The 19465-nt window shown below is 50.6% G+C and carries 19 protein-coding genes and 1 pseudogene; 9 read left to right on the top strand and 11 right to left on the bottom strand.

The annotated features are described in order from the left end of the window. Positions 1-160 precede the first annotated feature (160 nt). Positions 161-868 (bottom strand): DUF975 family protein, encoded by a 708-nt coding sequence (locus P156_RS0108630; RefSeq protein WP_027869772.1) that lies wholly within the window; start codon positions 866-868, stop codon positions 161-163. 152 nt (positions 869-1020) lie between these two features. Here P156_RS0108630 and hcp point away from each other — a divergent pair, with 152 nt between their 5' ends. Next, positions 1021-2661: a hydroxylamine reductase gene (gene hcp, locus P156_RS0108625; RefSeq protein ID WP_027869771.1), complete on the top strand. Its 1641-nt coding sequence runs from the start codon at positions 1021-1023 to the stop codon at positions 2659-2661. A 703-nt stretch (positions 2662-3364) separates the two neighbouring features. On the opposite strand, the gene P156_RS0108620 is transcribed toward hcp, so the two are convergent. The 4 genes from P156_RS0108620 to P156_RS12190 all read right to left on the bottom strand — a co-directional run bounded on the left by P156_RS0108620 (position 3365) and on the right by P156_RS12190 (position 5918). Further along, positions 3365-4222: an IS3 family transposase gene (locus P156_RS0108620; RefSeq protein WP_051600425.1), complete on the bottom strand. Its 858-nt coding sequence runs from the start codon at positions 4220-4222 to the stop codon at positions 3365-3367. An 11-nt stretch (positions 4223-4233) separates the two neighbouring features. Further along, entirely contained in the window at positions 4234-4539 is a 306-nt protein-coding gene (locus P156_RS12195; RefSeq protein ID WP_034801954.1) for a transposase, read from the bottom strand. 204 nt (positions 4540-4743) lie between these two features. Beyond that, the gene (locus P156_RS0108610) at positions 4744-5601 is read right to left on the bottom strand and encodes an IS3 family transposase (RefSeq protein WP_051600425.1); all 858 of its coding nucleotides are present in this window, start codon (positions 5599-5601) and stop codon (positions 4744-4746) included. An 11-nt stretch (positions 5602-5612) separates the two neighbouring features. After that, entirely contained in the window at positions 5613-5918 is a 306-nt protein-coding gene (locus P156_RS12190; RefSeq protein ID WP_034801954.1) for a transposase, read from the bottom strand. A 178-nt stretch (positions 5919-6096) separates the two neighbouring features. On the opposite strand from P156_RS12190, the gene P156_RS0108600 reads away from it, so the two are divergent. Beyond that, positions 6097-6759 (top strand): hypothetical protein, encoded by a 663-nt coding sequence (locus tag P156_RS0108600; protein ID WP_185752186.1) that lies wholly within the window; start codon positions 6097-6099, stop codon positions 6757-6759. Positions 6760-7489: 730 nt separating this feature from the next. Here the strand turns inward: P156_RS0108600 and P156_RS0108595 are convergent. Beyond that, a complete protein-coding gene (locus P156_RS0108595) occupies positions 7490-7975 on the bottom strand; it encodes a hypothetical protein (protein ID WP_185752185.1) in 486 nt (161 codons plus the stop codon). A gap of 151 nt (positions 7976-8126) precedes the next feature. Here P156_RS0108595 and P156_RS0108590 point away from each other — a divergent pair, with 151 nt between their 5' ends. The 3 genes from P156_RS0108590 to P156_RS0108580 all read left to right on the top strand — a co-directional run bounded on the left by P156_RS0108590 (position 8127) and on the right by P156_RS0108580 (position 11778). After that, complete coding sequence (locus tag P156_RS0108590) at positions 8127-8669, top strand: GNAT family N-acetyltransferase (protein WP_027869768.1); 543 nt, start codon at positions 8127-8129, stop codon at positions 8667-8669. A gap of 25 nt (positions 8670-8694) precedes the next feature. Beyond that, on the top strand, positions 8695-10080 hold the full coding sequence (locus P156_RS0108585; RefSeq protein ID WP_027869767.1) for a NosD domain-containing protein: 1386 nt from the start codon (positions 8695-8697) through the stop codon (positions 10078-10080). 408 nt (positions 10081-10488) lie between these two features. Further along, entirely contained in the window at positions 10489-11778 is a 1290-nt protein-coding gene (locus P156_RS0108580; protein ID WP_027869448.1) for an IS30 family transposase, read from the top strand. 632 nt (positions 11779-12410) lie between these two features. On the opposite strand, the gene P156_RS0108575 is transcribed toward P156_RS0108580, so the two are convergent. Genes P156_RS0108575 through P156_RS12180 form a run of 3 tightly spaced genes read right to left on the bottom strand, consistent with a single transcriptional unit; the run spans position 12411 to position 14864 of the window. Beyond that, positions 12411-12671, bottom strand: a complete 261-nt coding sequence (locus tag P156_RS0108575) for a hypothetical protein (protein ID WP_027869766.1) — start codon at positions 12669-12671, stop codon at positions 12411-12413. A gap of 16 nt (positions 12672-12687) precedes the next feature. After that, positions 12688-14118, bottom strand: coding sequence for an ABC transporter permease (locus tag P156_RS12910; RefSeq protein ID WP_242838728.1), 1431 nt, complete (start codon positions 14116-14118; stop codon positions 12688-12690). 5 nt (positions 14119-14123) lie between these two features. Beyond that, the gene (locus tag P156_RS12180) at positions 14124-14864 is read right to left on the bottom strand and encodes an ABC transporter ATP-binding protein (RefSeq protein ID WP_242838710.1); all 741 of its coding nucleotides are present in this window, start codon (positions 14862-14864) and stop codon (positions 14124-14126) included. Between the two features lie 47 nt (positions 14865-14911). Here P156_RS12180 and P156_RS13370 point away from each other — a divergent pair, with 47 nt between their 5' ends. After that, entirely contained in the window at positions 14912-15067 is a 156-nt protein-coding gene (locus tag P156_RS13370; protein ID WP_185752184.1) for a hypothetical protein, read from the top strand. An 18-nt stretch (positions 15068-15085) separates the two neighbouring features. On the opposite strand, the gene P156_RS0108560 is transcribed toward P156_RS13370, so the two are convergent. Next, on the bottom strand, positions 15086-16135 hold the full coding sequence (locus tag P156_RS0108560) for a low specificity L-threonine aldolase (RefSeq protein ID WP_027869765.1): 1050 nt from the start codon (positions 16133-16135) through the stop codon (positions 15086-15088). A 107-nt stretch (positions 16136-16242) separates the two neighbouring features. On the opposite strand from P156_RS0108560, the pseudogene P156_RS12170 reads away from it, so the two are divergent. Beyond that, positions 16243-16794 (top strand): annotated as a pseudogene (locus tag P156_RS12170) (elongation factor Ts); the annotation flags it as partial. Positions 16795-16898: 104 nt separating this feature from the next. Further along, positions 16899-17372, top strand: coding sequence for a hypothetical protein (locus P156_RS0108550; RefSeq protein ID WP_027869764.1), 474 nt, complete (start codon positions 16899-16901; stop codon positions 17370-17372). A 262-nt stretch (positions 17373-17634) separates the two neighbouring features. Here P156_RS0108550 and P156_RS0108545 read toward each other — a convergent pair whose 3' ends face one another. Further along, the gene (locus P156_RS0108545) at positions 17635-18756 is read right to left on the bottom strand and encodes a hypothetical protein (protein WP_027869763.1); all 1122 of its coding nucleotides are present in this window, start codon (positions 18754-18756) and stop codon (positions 17635-17637) included. 141 nt (positions 18757-18897) lie between these two features. On the opposite strand from P156_RS0108545, the gene P156_RS12905 reads away from it, so the two are divergent. After that, positions 18898-19464 carry a TetR/AcrR family transcriptional regulator gene (locus tag P156_RS12905; protein WP_051600860.1) on the top strand — a complete coding sequence of 189 codons (567 nt, stop codon included), beginning with the start codon at positions 18898-18900 and terminating at the stop codon, positions 19462-19464. Position 19465 lies beyond the last annotated feature (1 nt).

Here is a 19465-nt window from a genome sequence, read left to right as displayed (position 1 = left end):
AATGTCAAGTTTGCAAAATACACTTTGTAAACTTGACATTTTTTATTAAGTTTAATAAGTCTATTTTGCATTTTTCTGGCAACAGCGTCCGCGACCAGTGATTTGTGCCACCAAAAAACCCGCGCCGATAGGCGCGGGGTAGCCGCCATGCGTGAGCTGGCTATGCCTGCTGGGAAAGCCGCAGGTACAGCGCTGCGTTGGTGTTGGACATGTACGGACCGGTCCAGAAGATCTGCACCAATCCGCAGGTGATGCTGCCTAGGATGATCCAGCCAATGAAGGACAGGTCGAGCAGAAAGGTGTTCAGCTTGTGCCCGTTCATCATCTCTCTGGAGCGGGTGATGACCTCTGTCGGTGAAAGCTCCGGATTGTCCCGAATGATGTAGGGCACCATGCGGTAGGAATACGCCTTGATGAATCCCGGGATGATGAACAGGAGCGTCCACAGCACCAGGAACAGATCCTTCAGGAACATGGTCAGGAATGTCCGTCCATAGCTCTGGAAACCGCTCTTGATAACGCCCAGGTCTCCCTGGCCGCCGCTCTTGACGTTCTCCTTGAAGAACCCTATGCAGCCCACATTCAGCGGGTTGAACAGGAAGATCTGCAGCACCACGGCCACCGCGATGATCACCAGAACGACACCGGTGAAAATGCCCGCCGTTGCCAGCTGCTGCTCCGGTGTCATGCCATTCATCATGTTGTTGATGTCCTCGGTCGAATACTCGGGCTGCTGCTTGGTCGCGTTGATCGACACGCTGGTGCCGCCCGCCAGCAGCATGAGCAGAAACGCACAAAGCACGCTGGGCCAGTAGTTCGCCTTGAACGCTGCCTTTCCTCGTTCCTTCATTTCAGTGATAGTCCACATAATATAATACCTCCCTTTGGAAAAATTGATATCGCGTTCAATTCTAACACACTTGGGAGAATCCGTCAAATCGGCAAAACGTGGTTCAAACTACAGACAGACCCCGCCCATTATGCTACACTGTGTTCAAAAATAACAAGGAGGTACGATCGATGAATAATCAGATGTTTTGTTTTCAGTGTCAGGAGACCGCCGGCTGCAAGGGCTGCACCGTCTCCGGTGTCTGCGGCAAGAAACCGGACGTCGCGGCCATGCAGGACCTGCTGGTCTACGTGACCAAGGGCCTTTCCGCGGTGACCACCCGGCTAAGGGCGGAGGGTAAGCCGGTGAGCCCGGAGGTGAACCACCTGGTCACCCTGAACCTGTTCACGACCATCACCAACGCCAATTTTGACCGGGCGTCCATCATGGAGTCCGTGCAGAAGACTTTGTCCCTGAAGCAGCGCCTGCTGGCGGAGCTGAGCGACGCGTCGGGCCTGCCGGAAGCCGCCACCTGGGCCGCTCCCGCATCCTCGTTCGATGCCAAAGCCGCCACGGTGGGCGTCCTCTCCACAGAGAACGAAGACATCCGCTCCCTGCGCGAGCTGATCACCTACGGCCTGAAAGGGCTAGCCGCCTACTCCAAGCACGCCAACGCCCTGCTCCAGGACGATGAGGAGGTCGACGCCTTCCTGCAAAAGGCTTTGTCCCAGACTCTGGACGACTCTCTGGGCGTAGAGGAGCTGGTGGCGCTGACGCTGGAGACCGGCAAATACGGCGTCGCGGGCATGGCTCTGCTGGACAAAGCCAACACCCAGGCCTACGGCAACCCGGAGGTCACTTCCGTGGACATCGGCGTCCGGAAGAACCCGGGCATCCTCATCTCCGGCCACGACCTTAGGGATCTGGAGATGCTGCTGGAACAGACCGCCGGCACGGGTGTGGATGTCTACACCCATTCCGAGATGCTCCCGGCCCACTACTACCCGGCCTTCAAGAAATACCCCCACTTCGCCGGCAACTACGGAAACGCGTGGTGGAAGCAGAAGGAGGAGTTCCAGAAGTTCAACGGACCGATCCTGATGACCACCAACTGCGTGGTGCCCCCGGCCGCCAGCTACGTGGACCGCCTCTGGACCACCGGCGCCACGGGGATGCCGGGATGCAAGCATATCCCCGGTGCCTACGGGGAGAAGAAGGATTTCTCCGCCATCATCGCCCAGGCCAGGACCTGCCCGCCGCCCACGGAGCTGGAGACGGGAAGTATCACGGGCGGCTTCGCTCATGAGCAGGTATTCGCCCTGGCGGACCAGGTGGTGGACGCCGTGAAATCGGGTGCGATCCGCAAGTTCGTAGTAATGGCCGGCTGCGATGGCCGCCAGAAGAGCCGGGCCTACTACACGGAATTTGCAGAAAAACTGCCGAAGGATGTGGTGATCCTAACCGCCGGCTGCGCCAAGTATAAGTACAACAAGCTGGATCTGGGAGACATCGGCGGCATCCCCAGGGTGCTGGACGCCGGCCAGTGCAATGACTCTTACTCCCTGGCCCTCATCGCCTTGAAGCTGCAGGAGATCTTTGGGCTGGAAGACATCAATGACCTGCCCCTGGCCTTCAACATCGCCTGGTACGAGCAGAAGGCAGTGATCGTTCTGCTGGCCCTTCTCTCCCTCGGCGTCAAAAACATCCACCTGGGTCCCACCCTCCCGGCCTTCCTGTCGCCTAACGTGGCGAACATGCTGGTGAAAACCTTCGGCATCACCGGCATCGGCACCGTGGACGAAGACCTGAAGCTGTTCTTCGGCGAAGCATAAGGCAAGCCGCTTGCGCGGCGGCGCGGACATAAGGGCGGCGCGGACATAAGGGCAGGCGCGGAACATAAGGGCCGCGCGGACATAAGGGCCGCGCGGACATAAGGGCGGCGCGGAACCGGAGCGCTACGCGCGGGGAGAGTAAGGCGCTCGCGCGCAGAGAGCGCGAGACGCAGCCGCTTGCCACCCTTGACAACGCACCTACGCCATGCTGAAGAATCCTCACCGACGGCGAGGAACTCAGTGGCAGATGCTCCGCTGAATGCGAGCGATCGTATCCGGTCCAGGCATGATCGGCATCAGTCATTTGGCTGACATTTTTCCAATTCAATGATTTCGTCGAGATCATTGAACCGACGAAATCCCTTGCTGCCTTGCTGGCGAAGTTCCACCTTGAGGAACCGAAGAACAAACGCCCAATTCCCAGGCAGACTTCGCACTGCTCATTTTGCGTGAACCTCTGGATGGCTTTGTGCCGAGATTTAAGATTTCCATCATCTGCCGAAACAACCGATCTGATTGATTCCTTGGGAAACCCCATTATTAAGATCCTGAAGGAACTGCTCAAAAAAGTTCCTTCAGATTGCCCGAACCCGAAATTCTGAAGGAATCTAATCCGTCGAAACTTCCACATCTTGGAAAACTTTTCCTTGGACGATATGAGCCCGGATCAATTTGAAGTGTACCCATAAAAGTAGAGTCACTCCTATATGATTTCTCCCCTATGATAATAATCATACGGGGTTGAGTAATTGATGGATTCGTGTGGCCTTTTACGAGGATAAAAGTGCCACACGTATTCATATATATCACCTTTTGCCTCGTTGATTGTTCTGTATTTTTTCTTTAGCCATTCTGACTTCATTTTACCCCAGAAACTTTCCATTGGTGCATTGTCCCAGCAATCTCCCTTACGGCTCATGCTGCATATGAATCCCTGCCTGCTCAGCATTCTCCTGTATTCCTTCGAACAGTAGGTCGAACCCCTGTCCGAATGTATGATGCATCCCGGACTTCCACAGCCTCTGAGAAGCATATCTTTTAATGCATCCATTACCAGAAATCTATCGTTATGCACGCTCATTGCCAACCCTACGGGAAGCCTTCCATACAGATCCAGTATTCCGGCCACATACAGATCTCCCTGCTCCGTAGCAATGACTGTTGTATCACTTACCATCTTTTTATCCGGGGCATCAACGCTGAAGTCTCTGTCGATAAGATTGTCGGCGATTGGCTCGTCATGGTCTGAATCCGTCGTGCAGACAAACCTTCTGCATGTCCTGGAAAAGAGAGCGCACTCCTGCATGATCCTCTCGACACGTTTATGGTTGACACGTTTTTTGCGACCTTTATTCAGGATAACGGTTACTTTTCTTGATCCGTATGATCCTCTGGAAGCTCTGTATATGTCGTATATCTCTTTTGTGATCTTAAGGTCTTCTTTCTCTTTCTCCGTAAGTGGCCCATCGACTCGTCTGCGCCATTTGTAGTATCCGCTCTCTGACACCTTTAGTACTCTGGCCATCCTCGCAATGCTGTGCTCGTGTTTATGCTCACGCATGAAAAGATATTTCAATCGCGCTTTACATTTGCAAGGAAGGCCGCTGCTTTTTTTAGTATTTCGACCTCCTCACGAAGCTCTGCGTTCTCTTTTTCAAGCTCTTTTTCCCGATCGGTCCTCTTATCTGATTTGGTAAACCCTTTTCGAAAGGCTTTATCTTCACCAACTTCAGCAAGATGATTACGCCATCGTATGACAGTCCACGGCATGATTCCGTACTTGTCGGCTATGACATGTTCCAGATTCTTGTTTTCAGGCCGCAATGCTTCTTTTGCCACCATCAATTTGAACTGTTTGCTGTAATTTGTTCTTGACATGGTGTACCTCCAATCTACATGCATTATACCATGCTTTGCAGACTCTACTTTTTGGGGTACACCTCAATTCAAGGAATGTGACAGAGGGAAGAAGTGGTGTTTAGGGCTTTGTGCACCGAGAAGACCTCGAAAATCGACGAAACCACATGGATTTCGCGGGTTTGAGCCACAGAGTGAAGTGTACCCATAAAAGTAGAGTCACTCCTATATGATTTCTCCCCTATGATAATAATCATACGGGGTTGAGTAATTGATGGATTCGTGTGGCCTTTTACGAGGATAAAAGTGCCACACGTATTCATATATATCACCTTTTGCCTCGTTGATTGTTCTGTATTTTTTCTTTAGCCATTCTGACTTCATTTTACCCCAGAAACTTTCCATTGGTGCATTGTCCCAGCAATCTCCCTTACGGCTCATGCTGCATATGAATCCCTGCCTGCTCAGCATTCTCCTGTATTCCTTCGAACAGTAGGTCGAACCCCTGTCCGAATGTATGATGCATCCCGGACTTCCACAGCCTCTGAGAAGCATATCTTTTAATGCATCCATTACCAGAAATCTATCGTTATGCACGCTCATTGCCAACCCTACGGGAAGCCTTCCATACAGATCCAGTATTCCGGCCACATACAGATCTCCCTGCTCCGTAGCAATGACTGTTGTATCACTTACCATCTTTTTATCCGGGGCATCAACGCTGAAGTCTCTGTCGATAAGATTGTCGGCGATTGGCTCGTCATGGTCTGAATCCGTCGTGCAGACAAACCTTCTGCATGTCCTGGAAAAGAGAGCGCACTCCTGCATGATCCTCTCGACACGTTTATGGTTGACACGTTTTTTGCGACCTTTATTCAGGATAACGGTTACTTTTCTTGATCCGTATGATCCTCTGGAAGCTCTGTATATGTCGTATATCTCTTTTGTGATCTTAAGGTCTTCTTTCTCTTTCTCCGTAAGTGGCCCATCGACTCGTCTGCGCCATTTGTAGTATCCGCTCTCTGACACCTTTAGTACTCTGGCCATCCTCGCAATGCTGTGCTCGTGTTTATGCTCACGCATGAAAAGATATTTCAATCGCGCTTTACATTTGCAAGGAAGGCCGCTGCTTTTTTTAGTATTTCGACCTCCTCACGAAGCTCTGCGTTCTCTTTTTCAAGCTCTTTTTCCCGATCGGTCCTCTTATCTGATTTGGTAAACCCTTTTCGAAAGGCTTTATCTTCACCAACTTCAGCAAGATGATTACGCCATCGTATGACAGTCCACGGCATGATTCCGTACTTGTCGGCTATGACATGTTCCAGATTCTTGTTTTCAGGCCGCAATGCTTCTTTTGCCACCATCAATTTGAACTGTTTGCTGTAATTTGTTCTTGACATGGTGTACCTCCAATCTACATGCATTATACCATGCTTTGCAGACTCTACTTTTTGGGGTACACCTCAGAGCATTCCTTCAGAAATCCACTCCACGGGGTTCTCAAGGAAAAAAATCCGAGCATTCCTTCAGATCCTCTCAAACTGGCCAAAACGAATGAATCGACCACTCTCATTCTGCATGGAATTCCGGGCGTTGGAGAATCAAAAAAATCCCGGGGCGATTTGGCGAACTTCCGTTCCGCGATCCGGGATTTTTCTTCGTTTGGCGGAACAGGACAGGCGGTTTCTTCCGCTCAAACGGAAAAATCTCTGTTTTGCGGAACACAGTTCCGCGATCTGGGATTTTTCTTCAGTTTGCGGAACAGGACAGGCGGTTTCTTCCGCTCAAACGGAAAAATCTCTGTTTTGCGGAACACAGTTCCGCGATCCGGGATTTTTCTTCGTTTTGCGGAACATTGTTCCGCGATCTGGGATTTTTCTTCGTTTTGCGGAACAGGACAGGCGATTTCTTCCGCTCAAACGGAATAATCTCTGTTTTGCGGAACACAGTTCCGCGATCCGGGATTTTTCTTCAGTTTGCGGAACATTGTTCCGCGATCTGGGATTTTTCTTCGTTTTGCGGAACAGGACAGGCGATTTCTTCCGCTCAAACGGAAAAATCTCTGTTTTGCGGAACACAGTTCCGCGATCTGGGATTTTTCTTCGTTTTGCGGAACAGGACAGGCGATTTCTTCCGCTCAAACGGAAAAATCTCTGTTTTGCGGAACATTGTTCCGCGATCCGGGATTTTTCTTCAGTTTGCGGAACAGGACAGGCGATTTCTTCCGCTCAAACGGAATAATCTCTGTTTTGCGGAACACAGTTCCGCGATCTGGGATTTTTCTTCAGTTTGCGGAACATTGTTCCGCGATCTGGGATTTTTCTTAAGTTAGCGGAACAGGACAGGCGGTTTCTTCCGCTCAAAAGGAAAAATCTCTGTTTTGCGGAACACAGTTCCGCGACACAAATGCCCATATAACGAACGTATGATACAGGCGTTCGTTTCGTTCGCGATGTGAAAGCGCGTCAGAAGTTTTGCCATACCCAAAAAATCCTCGCGCTCTGCTGTTTAGGGAATGCTGCCAGACGCCGTTTCCGTCAAAAGTATCTTGCTCGTATTCTGACGGAATTCAAAGGGTAATTTTCGGTTGATTCGAGTTCGAAACACCGTCTGTTGTCCCAGGGGATGGGCCATTTGAGAGAGAAAGGGTACCACTGGGACTCGTTTTTCCTTGCGGGGATGCATATTGCGCCTTTCCGAGGAAAACAATTACCAGAACATGGAAAAAAACAGGCGTACGATTCCGTCAATTTTTTGATGCACACAAGATGACGGAAAAGTGCCCGCCTGAAACAAAGCTTCCCGAGCGCCCGCCCGGTACGATGCTCGCCTGAAAGCGCTCGTCTTTCCACGTTCTGGCCATGCGGAATAGGCGGCGTGCGCCGTCCTTTCATCAACAGGTCGTCCAAATAGGCGGCGTGCGGCGTGCGCCGTACTTCCATCAACAGGTCATCCATGGACTGCCTCTTCATCAGCCGGCCCGCTTATACACATTTACAAACGATTCTGCCTCATCCTCCGAGTCCAGATGGGACTCTTCGAGCAGATATCCATCTCGGAGGGTATACGTGAAGGTCATTACCAGCGGGTTTTCCAGCGGTTTTTCTTCGCCGGCAAGCCGGGTGATTTCCAGTGTCATGGTCCACTGCCCCGACTGCTCATCCTTTTCCCAGCCTGTCACTTCTGAACCTTTGCCATTCAGATCGAGGTATTCCTTCACCCCATCCTCGGTGATGTTGATCGAACTGTCCGGGACATTCTCCCCGAACGTCTCCCGGTACGCATCGCCGGAAATGATTTCCTTCTCGTCGAGATTGTTCTGGTAAGCTTTTTCCTGGGGGAGCACCCCACAAACCTTCCATGTTCCGAAGATCTCGTCCGAGGGGCTCTTCCGGGAGCATGCTCCCAGACAGATCGCCCCCACGATCAGGGCGATGATCAATAGTCTTCTTTGCATATAAACCTGCCTTTCTTTTCCTCAAGTCTAACAGAAATTAAACACACTGTAAAGAAACGCTTTGTCTCTCGCGCCCCCGGGATTGACTGCGACGAAGGGCAATGCTACAATGCTCTCAAAGAGCGTGGAAGAACCCCAGAAAGGACCAAACATGAACGCAAGCCAGGAACTTACCATCAGACCGGCCTCCATGGATGAGCTGGAAGAGATCGTCGCCTTCTATTATGATATCATCGATCATCAGGACGAGAAGGAGTTCGGTGCGGACTGGACGAAAGATGTGTATCCGTCGCGGCAGGATTTCCGGACGGCGCTGGAAAACGGCGAGATGCACATCGGGACGGCAGAGGGACGGATCGCCTGCGGTGTGATCCTCTCCGGAGACGACGACATCTACAAAGACGTCCCATGGCCCACAGACGTCGCCCCGGAGGAGGTTGCTGTCATGCACCTTCTGGCCGTTCACGACGATTTCGCCGGCAGAGGATTTGCCAAAAAACTTGTCGCCTACTCCGCCGATGTCTGCCGCAGGCTCGGCAAGAAAGTCATCCGCCTCGACGTGATCAAGGGCAACCTCCCTGCCGAGAACCTCTACTTATCTTGCGGATTCGGCTTTGTGGCAGAGCAGAAGATCTACTACGAAGACACGGGTTTCGCGGATTTCCGAATGTTTGAGATGGATCTGACGCGATGATGTATCAGCAAGGAGGACTTAATAAATGAAATGGAAGATATCGCGCTGGTTCGCTGTCGCCTTACTGCTCTGCGGGGTGGCGCTGTTCGGCTTTGTTGGATGCGGATCCCCCGCGCAATCCGAAGTCCACGTTGCGGCAGATGGCAGCGATGCTGCGGGAAACGGCTCCGAAGCGTCACCTTATGCGACAGTGGACAAAGCAGCCAACGCGGCGCCGGGATCCTTGATCGTGGTCCATGGCGGCACCTACGGCCCGATCACTCTCGGCGCGGACTGCTCTGGAAGCGCGTCCTCCCCCACCGTCATACGAGCGGCCAGCGGTGAGACCGCAGTGGTGCGCGCCGGCGACGGCACCGGGATCAGTCTGACGGACGTTTCCCATGTCTCGGTGGAAGGGCTGGAGGTCACGGGCGGCACCCATGGCATCGACTACAGGAGCACGCGGGATGCGGGAGAACGGCCCCTGGAGGACATCCACATCAAGGGCTGCCGGGTCCATGGAGTCCGCGGCGTCCACGGCATCTGTGTCTACTCCTGCAATGATCAGGCACCGGTCAGGGATCTGTCCATCGAAGGGTGCGAGGTATATGACTGCGAATGCGGCTCCAGCGAATCCCTGGTCCTGAACGGCAACATCGACGGATTCCTCATCGCCGAAAACCGGATCCACGACAACAACAACATCGGGATCGATATGATCGGGTTCGAAGGAACGGCGAAGCACCCCGAACCGCTCGACGGAAGGAACCCCTACGAGTACGACTTTGTGCGAAACGGGATCTGCCGGGACAACGTGGTCTACAACATCAGTTCCCAGGGCAACCCGGCCTACTACGAAAACGGCGAATACGATCTTTGTGCCGACGGGATCTATGTCGACGGGGGACAGGATATTGAGGTATGCCGCAATTTCGTCTTTCGCTGCGATATAGGGCTGGAAGTCGCCACGGAGCACAGCCCAAAGGACAACGAGCTGTTTCGGGTCTCCGGCGTCCGCGCGCACGACAACGTCATCGCAGACTGCACAGGATGGACAGGGCTTTGTTTTGGCGGCTACGACCAAGACCTCGGCTTCACCGAAGACTGCACGTTCGATCACAACACGCTCGTGGACAACCCAGTTCAGATCGGCGTGCAGCGAAGCAGAAACAACCGCGTCCGCGCCAATCTTATCATCGGCGGAGAGACCGCCGTGGAGTTCAGCGAAGACTGCCGCCCGGAGGACATGCGCAACGATATCCGCGGGAACGTACTCTCCGGTCTCCAGGACGAACCCCGCCGAAAACAGTCCTACGGTCGCGTCTACCCGCACAAAGCAATGGCGGCCGATGGCTTCCGCTCTCTGATCGAAGGCGTCGGCTCCCGCTTCACCCCCGACAAAGACATGATGGCGCTATACCAGACCCCGTGAAAGACGCCCAGCGGCCGGGGCGCCCGGGCGATGCCGGAGTGGCGGCCGGGGCGCTGCGAGGCGCCGGGGCGATGCCGGAGTGGCGGCCGGGGCGCTGTGAGGGTCTGCGCGGCGGCCGGGGCGCCCGTGCTCGCTGGGGCGCTGTGGGGCGCCCACGGGGGACTGCGAATATTTATTCATCATTATGGTTGGCAGAAGGCGTAGCTGACCGACGCATATGGATATATGAAGTCGATTCACGGGGTTTTATCCACATGGTCAATTGATTTCTTTACTGCACGGGATTTCGTGCAGTTACAACTTCGACTCTATCTAAACCGCGAAGGTGCACTTACAACCTCTCGCGGTTTTTTCTATGTGCTATGATATATATGGTCCTGTCTTCTTCCCGAAAAGGAGGTTAATACAATGAAGAAGACATCCAAACACCTGACACTGGAAGACCGTATCGTCATAGAGCGACTCCTGGCTCACGGATTTAGATTCAGTGAGATAGCCACCCGACTCAGCAAAAGCCGAACGACCATTAGCCGTGAAGTCAAAAAGAATCGTACGTTCAAGGCACGAAACGGTAACCACTGCATCCACAGGAAGTCCTGCGATCTGCCCACAACCTGCTCTCAGGAATGCCACAAACGTACGCGTTCCTGCCGTGTTCGATGCGGAGACTGTAACATCCATTGCGAACGATTCCAGGAAGATATCTGCCCTGGCATTACGAAAGCCCCCTATGTTTGCAATGCCTGCGAATCCATGTCGCGCTGTTGGCTCCACGGATACATCTACAATGCCCGCAAAGCACAGGATGCGTATGAGACGACGCTGAAAGAATCAAGAACTGGCATCTCTTTGTCGGAAGAGCAGCTACAGGCCATGGATGAGCTCGTCACACCGCTGATCCAGCAGGGACAATCGGTCAATGTCGTGTTTCAAAACCATCGCGATGAACTCCCCATCACGGCACGGACAGCCTATGATTACATTGAAAACGGCCTTCTTGGTGCAAAGAATCTGGATCTCGCCCGTAAGGTACGTAGATCATACCGCCGGAAAAGCGGTCCGGTGCTCCGCGTGGACAAAGCCTGCCATCAGGGGCGCTCTTATGATGACTATCTTTCATTTATGGCGCAGCATCCGGATATGAATGTGGTTGAAGGCGATTCTGTCATCGGCAGAAAGGGCGGCAAGGTTCTTCTCACCCTCATGTTTACCAACTGCGATCTGCAGATGGCCTTCCTGCGGGAACAGAACAATGCGGCCACTGTTTCCTCTGTGTTTGCTTCACTCAGAGAGATTCTGGGAAAAGAACTCTTCAAGGAACTGTTTCAGGTTATTCTGGTCGATCGAGGCAGCGAATTCACCGATCCCACGAAAATCGAACTTGATCCTGAAACCGGAGAACAACTCTGCCATGTGTTTTATTGTGATCCGCAAAACAGCAATCAGAAGGCGCACTGTGAACGGAATCACCAGTTTATTCGGTATATCATCCCAAAGGGCAAGTCGATGGATGATTTATCGCAGGAAAAGGTCATCCTGATGATGAACCATATCAACTCATATCCGCGCAAAAAATGGAACGGGCGGTCACCGCTTGAGGTATTCACCTCAATCTATGGAAAGAGTGTTCCCAGCATTCTATCCATGAAGCAGATCGCCGCCGATTCCATAAACCTTAAGCCCGAACTCATTAAGTAGTCCGGAAAATGAAGACAGGACCACACCTTTTCGCAAGGTGCAATTTCAACTTCTGAAAACGGGCATTCTTCATACCCGGGTTTTAGTGTGCCTTCATACTTGAATTTTACATGATTTCCAGCGCGATTACAACTTCATACGTCAACTTACTTCTTCAATCTGCCACAATTCGTTGGAGAAGTGCATTCACAACTTCCTGATTTATACTAGTGAGAAATTAGTTGCGTTTACAATCGTCAAACGTGCACTTACTGTATCAAACAACCGGTTTTATCCACATAAGGCTTTGTGCTCGCTGGGCACGAGGCTGAAAACGAGGCGAGACCGGTGCTGCACCGTCATTATAGCAGTGAAATCCGGAATAATTTCCCATTTTTGATGACAGCTGCGGGGTTTTCAGGGATGATCGTGGCGGTATGCTTATACATGGGCATACAAAATGGATAATAGAACCGATATGGAGCCAAAATATCCATCTGGAAGTGGAAACATATGCGAAACGCATGCTCCCTGCCCTCTGTTCTTTCTCTTAATAAGGGTCTTTTATGTGTTCCGTTATGACCAAAAGGCCGTGGTACACAACTGGCCGAATCAGTTCACTCATTTTCTGAGCCATGTCCGCATAACCTTCATCACAGGGGGAGACGTTCTCCCTCATCCGCCTTATCAGCATTGATATGCCTGCAAAGGAACCTGCTGTTGTTGCTGGCAGAAAGCAGGAGCATAGGAAGATATCCATTTTCTCTGTTGAATTCCATGATCTCTCCTATGACCACGTCTGGATCATCAAGATACAGATCGGCACTGCCGGGTAATCTGAAGTTCTCGATGAAAACGCGGTCGATCTTCTTACGCGTTGCGTTTCGCTTGTTTGAATAGATTGTTTTGTTCATTTTCCATCGCCTCCACTTAGGCTTTGCGGGCATGTTTCTTCCTGAGCCCCAATGATGCAAGAATAAAGAATATGCATGTGAATCCCCAAATGATCGCCAGATCATGTCGAATGAGCTCAAGCCCGGAACCGCGCAACATGACTTCCTGCATCGCATTCGCACCATATGTGAGAGGCAGCGCCTGCGAGAGGACTTGCATCCAATGTGGAGCACCGGAAAGATCGAAAATCCCACACAAAAGTATCTGAGGTACGACGAACACCAACATCAACTGAACTACCTGAAAAGCATTTGCAGCCAGTCCAGATACAAGAAGCCCAAAGGTCACAGAAGCGATCGCCAAACTGATCGCGATCAGAACAACATACCATACATTCCCCTCATTCGGAAATCCAATCAACTTCAAAGCCGCCGTTACGATGGCGCATACCTGAACACCCGCAAGAGTTCCGAAGGCAATGGCGTATCCCCCGAGGATCTGCCATGATTTTACCGGCGTTGCAAGAAAACGCATCATTGTCCCTGCGCTTCTTTCATTGACAAGAGACATTCCACTTGTGATGAAGGTGAACACAAAGACGAACAACCCGATGAAGATCGGACCAAAGAAATCAAACGTCTCCCAGTCATCACTTCCATGGACATAGGTTCGCTCCACATTCTGGATCGCAATATAGTCATCAACATTGACCTCAATATCAAAGTCTTTGGTGTCAAAATCGATACTGTCCACGGACAAATCGTCCATATCCAGCCCGGAGAAGTCAATAGTTCCACCGGTTCCAAAAGAAGCGAACACGCGGTTAAACTTTTTCTTCAGTACCTTTCGCTGTTCCTTTGGAAGAGCAGCCAGCATTTTCGAAAGTTGCTTTTTGGCTTTTTTCTTCGCCTTTTTTGCTTTCTGCTGCTGTCGTTCTACTTTAGCCTTCGTATCGTTGATTTTTCTTTCGGCCTCTTGCTTCTTTTCTTCTATTTCCGCTTTCTTATCCTCGATCTCTTTCTCGATCTCCTTGCGTTTCTTATCTATTTCCGCCTTTTTACTGTCGATCTCATCCTGCATTCGCTTACGCGCACCTTCGCTGTACTCCTCAGTCGCATCAGCCACAGTGCTGAGAACTGCTGCATTGGCGATCCTGTCGCTTCCCTCCAGATGGATCTCCATAGTCGTTGACCCTTTGGGAAGTTCAAGTATTGCATCCAGCTGACCGTCTTTCAGCATCGAATCTGCTTTCGACTCGCTGACATCAACGATTTGAACATCCTGTTTCTCAAGCGCAGAGACATATTCTTCGGGCAGGTCCTTTACCGCAACCTTTGGAACATATCCACTTGCGCCAAGCAGGACAGACAAAAGCCAAAGCACGATGATCGGTGCTACAAACAGGAGCAGAAGTGTCCTTTTATCATAAATGAACTGAAGGAGTATACGTCTCGCAATGGCTAACATCTTTGTCATTTGCGATCACCTCCCTCAAGTTTGAGGAACGCATCCTCCAGGTCTTTAGCACCCGTTTCTTCTAAGATCTGATCAGGGGAACCGGAAGCAACGAACCTGCCTTCATTGAGCATTGCTATCAGACTGCACCGCGCTGCTTCATCCATGACATGAGTCGTTACCAGTATGGTGCATCCATTGGATGCCAGTCTCTCAAATTCCATCCAGATTCGTCTTCGGTGTTCCGGGTCAAGACCAACTGTCGGCTCATCCAGGATAAGAAGATCCGGTTCATGCATCATCGCGATCCCGAGGGAGAGCCTTCGTTTCATTCCTCCCGAAAAAGCAGACACCTTTTTACGAGCGTCTTCTTCAAGCAGACCGAATCTGAGCATTTCATTGGCTCTCTGCCTGACTTGCCCGGCAGGCATTCCGTTCATCTTTCCAAAGAACTTCAGATTGTCGATCGCAGTGATATCCGTATAAAGTGCATCTTCCTGCGGCATGTAACCGATCTTCTTCCTTACCGTTTTATATGGAGCTCTTTCACCCATGACTGTCACAGTACCACTGCTTGGTAACAGTCTGCCCATAATGAGGTTGACCATTGTGGTTTTGCCACATCCTGAAGGGCCAAGCAGGCATAGGATCTCACCTCGTTTCAGATGGAAGTCTATCCCCCTTAAAACAGGTTTCCTGTGATCAGTAAAAGGGGTCTTCCTTCCGAAGTTCATATACACCGAATCAAATACGATCATAGCATTCACTCCAAAAACAACACAGTGTTGGCTTCTTCTTTCATTATATGCATGCAGTTGAACCGAAAGCAACCAACAATATCCAACGCAGTGTTGGATTTTCGGCAGCCATTTCCCAAAATCGATATTCTGCGGACCTTATTCCCTTTGTTAATTCCGGCAACCGCCTCGCAAAAAAACAGGGGCCATCTCTTTTGAGATAGCCCCTCGTGGTCGGTCATCTATTTCAGCTCTGCAGCGGTCTCGTCCAGGAGGGCGGCCAGGCGCTCCACCTGTTCGGTGGTGGTGGCCCAGCAGGCGCAGAAGCGTGCGACGATGTGATCATCGTCATATTTCTTTGTGGTCTCAAAGAAGACTTTCTCCCTCAGCCGATCGGCGAAGTCGTTTGCCAAAACAAAGTACTGCTGGTTGGTGGGAGAGTCGGTGTACAATTCGAATCCGCGGTCGGTGAAGACCTTCTTGATCTCCATGGCCCGGTCGATGCCGTTCTTGCCCAGTTCCAGGTACAGGTCATCCTCGAACAGCACGTCGAACTGGATGGCCGGAACGCGGCCCTTGGCAAACACGGCGCCGCGCTGCTTCATGATGGAGAAGAAGTGCTTGGGCGCATCGCCTCTGGGGAAGACCACGGCCTCGCCGCAGAGGGCGCCGACCTTGGTGCCGCCGATATAGAAGACGTCGCAGATCTCCGCGATATCACGGAGCGTCACGTCCGTCCCCGGCGCCATCAGTCCGTAGCCTAGCCGGGCACCGTCCAGGTACAGCGGCATGTCGTACTCATGGCAGATGTCCGCCAGTTCCTGAAGTTCCGCCTTGGTGTACAAAGTCCCCATCTCGGTGGGATGGGAGATGTACAGTGCACCCGGGAAGACGATGTGCTCCCAGGCCTCATCGTTATAGAAGGTATGGAGCAGGTCCAGCAGGTCGGCAGCAGCCACCTTGCCGTCGTGGCTCGGCACCGTGAGGACTTTGTGCCCGGTGAACTCCACGCCGCCGGACTCGTGATTGTTGACGTGGCCGGTCTCGGCGGACACCACCCCCTCGTAGGTCTCCAGGATGGAGTCGATGATGGTGACATTGGTCATGGTGCCACCGCCGAAGAAGAAGACGTCCGCATTGGGCGTGCCGCATGCCTTGCGGATCTTCTCCTTGGCCCGGGCACTGTACTCGTCCTCACCGTAGCCCGGGAGCTGCTCGTAGTTGATATCGATCAGGCGCTGCAGGATCTTCGGGTGCGCGCCCTCGTGGTAGTCGCATTCAAAGGAAAACATATGGAACCTCCTTGTTTGATTCTGCCCTGTTGAAGTGGCCTTCGCTTTTTTGATTGTAACAGGTTTTGCGCCCTTTGTAAAATGCGACTGGCATTTGAGATAGTTTGCTGCAGGTAGCAGCAATGAATCCTCAGTATGTAAGCAGAGATGAGATCTCTGAGGCAGAGCTTGCAAACCTTGGCAAGATCACCCTCGAAAGTGCTCTGAACGATCCGTTCTCACTTCCTAAGCCGATCCTCAACGGACTTCTTGAGAAGGTTTCTGAGGTATGGGACAAGGCTGATCTTGACATCCTTGCTGAGAAGAGAGCTGACAAGAGCTTCAACTTCAACTATCTGCCGAACTTCCTTTCGGAAGAAGCTAAGACAAGACTTGCAGGTCTTGCAATTGCTGCCAAGATGGAAATCTCCCAGAACAAGATCTTCAAGGGTCTTGTTGACGGACGTATCTCCAAGCAGCTCAAGGAGATCTGCCTGCTTGATCAGGTTTACGTAAGAGCAGAAGACGGCAAGCAGACTGTTGCTCAGTATCTGAAGTCAGTTGATGGTGATCTTGCACTTACTAAGGTAGTAATATTCGAAGTAGGCGAAGGCATCGAGAAGAAGGAAGAGGACTTCGCTGCTGAAGTAGCTGCACAGATGGAAGCTGCAAACAAGTAAGATTAATTGATGTACAAAGAATGCCCGAACGTGTATAATTAATATATGTTCGGGTGTTTTTTTGCTCGATGTATGAGCAGTGATAAACAGCAGGAGGTGCTGAGATGAACAGAAAGAAATTGATATGCTTTATACTGACCATCTGCATGGTTCTTGTCTTTACAGCGTGCGGATCCGGGAGCAAAGACAGTGGATCTCAAGGCGGTAAGCAAACTGCCGAAGCTTATCTGGATCAGGACGGGAATGCTCCTGTGACTGTAATTGTGGATATTAGCGGAGGCTGGTCGGTGGAATTTGCCAGAGGTGCCGCATATCTCTATGATGGTGAGATCGTAGAGGGCAAAGATAGTACTGCTATGCTGATCACCCTTGACAAAGAAGTTTACGATGAATATATGGAAGAGGCCAAGGCCGCATCAGACTTCAAAGAGGGGTATAACGGAGTATTTTATACAGGAAGTGATGAGGCCGTTTATCTTACTTCGGTAGATGATTCTGCATTTATTCGGATTTCAGCAAATAAGGATGCTGACATCGAAGCTATTACTTCCAGATTCACATTATCACTGGACAACTAAATGGCATAACTACCCAATCGAAAGAAGAAACTACTAGCTCTGAAATAGTTAGAGTATCCACCACCCCAACATTTTTAACAGAGCCGCAAAAGGACGAGCATTCGCTCGTCTTTCGCTTTGGCTAGGGTATCTCAATTTGGTTTTCCAGAACCACTGTAATTGCAATGGTTTGAGCGTTTCGATTCTGTAATGCCCCTTTTTTGTCTCCTGTTTCAGGTTCTTAAGAGTGCCTGTAAGCACTTGTGTGCCTTATCTTGTTAACTTATCTCAGTTTTGCGGCCGGGAAATTGAACTCATAGAGCATCCTGCCTTTGACTGTCTGTGATTCGCCATCTGATTCGATAGTTAATTCTGTATCTGCAAGATTTCTAGTATAGGATGGTTTGAGCCCCATCGCATCATACTGCTTTTTGACAAGTTCGGGAGCATCACCATATACATACATGACGCCGATTTCCTGCGGATCACGAATGGTGTAAGTGATTTTCATGCCTTCACCTTCAAAAGTATATCTAAGGGCGCACGGATATTCCTTGCCGCTCACTTTTTCGATATATGTATCGAGGATTTCATAGCTCATACTGCTGCTTGAAGTATTCTCGAATATTCTGTTTCCTTGCTCATCATCGATCATAAAAAGCGGAATTTGCACCAATCCGGTGCTCTTCCTGGTCACCATATCATAGATAAGGACACTGTATTCACCGATATTCTGACGTCCCCAGACCCAGTGATGGAAAGCGATCGCAGGACTTATATTGAACCATTGGTGGTTATAATATGCTGCACCTGTTACATCTTTATCCTCTCCATTGATATTGATATGACCGGACACATGCATTTTTGTGATACATATGAAATTGTAGTAGAATCCCTCTCCAACATCGATGATCCCGGTTCCTGGTCTGAAAGGTTTGGCTTCTGCCGTGAAATGAAGGTCCACACTGGCAGAATGATCTTCGGAAGGTTTTCCATCCACAACAAGTGCAGATGGTTCTTCCGGTACGATCTTCACGTCGTATTCATCCCAATTGCTTCCCTTGAGATAATGTACTCCTAATTTCAGATCGCACTTTTCTTTTGAAAAACCTGATTCTTCAATGCTGCACATCCTATAATCAAAGAATGTTGTCCCGTCTTTATTGGTGTAATTAATGGCAACGTTCGGGTTATCTTCCGGCTGCATGAGATGATCCACAGATTTCGGACGGAATCCTAATACAAGCGTAGAACCATCTTCAAAACTACAGTCAAAATACCAGATCTCACCGTGACCCGGATCTGAACTGTCACGTCTTCCATCTTCCCAGGCTTCCAAACCTTCCTGTTTGATCCCATATTTCTTAAAATCTTCCGGTCTATCCAAAACTCTTACAGTTTCCATCTTAATGTACCTCCCTGATGTTATTTGACATCAATAAATTAATTAGCTACAATCTAACTATATTCACTTCCCAAAAAAAAGAGAAGACATGATCGCCTTCTGATAGTCAATTAATTTACACATGAAAGGTATTCGTCAAATATGTCAGGAACAGATCTCAGAATACAAAAGACCTATGCTGCATTGACCCGGGAGTTTACTGCTCTTTTGAAGTTGAAACGCTTCGAACAAATCACGGTCAAGGAGCTCTGCGACGCCGCTATGGTCAGGACCGCCACCTTTTACAACCACTTCAGTGACAAATATGAATTTGCCGATTTCGTCATCCGGGACGCCTTGGATAGCCATCGCGGGGATGATAGTGAATTGCAAAGGCTGGCCGGCCCCGAATATTACGAACAGCTTCTCTACCACGCTTTTGATCTGCTTGAAAACAATCGCGAACTGCTGCGATCACTTGCATCGGACTCAATGCTGTGGTCGATTGGCGAAGTAATCAGAAACGGCGTACATGACGAACTGCTGACGCACCTTCAGCGAGATCAGGCGGCAGGCCAAACTCTGGCAGCAGATCCGCAGCTGCTCACAGAGTTTATCATTGGGGCAATTGAAGAAGTGATTCGATGGTGGTTTTCATCTTCAGATCCGATACCGACAGAAGAATTGAAAAAACAGTTGATGAACAGCGTCCTGCGACTGGTTTCTTAAT

It is taken from the genome of Eubacterium sp. AB3007 (assembly GCF_000688015.1).
Taxonomy (GTDB): domain Bacteria; phylum Bacillota; class Clostridia; order Peptostreptococcales; family Anaerovoracaceae; genus Aminicella.
This window is presented reverse-complemented; position numbering and strand designations above follow the sequence as displayed.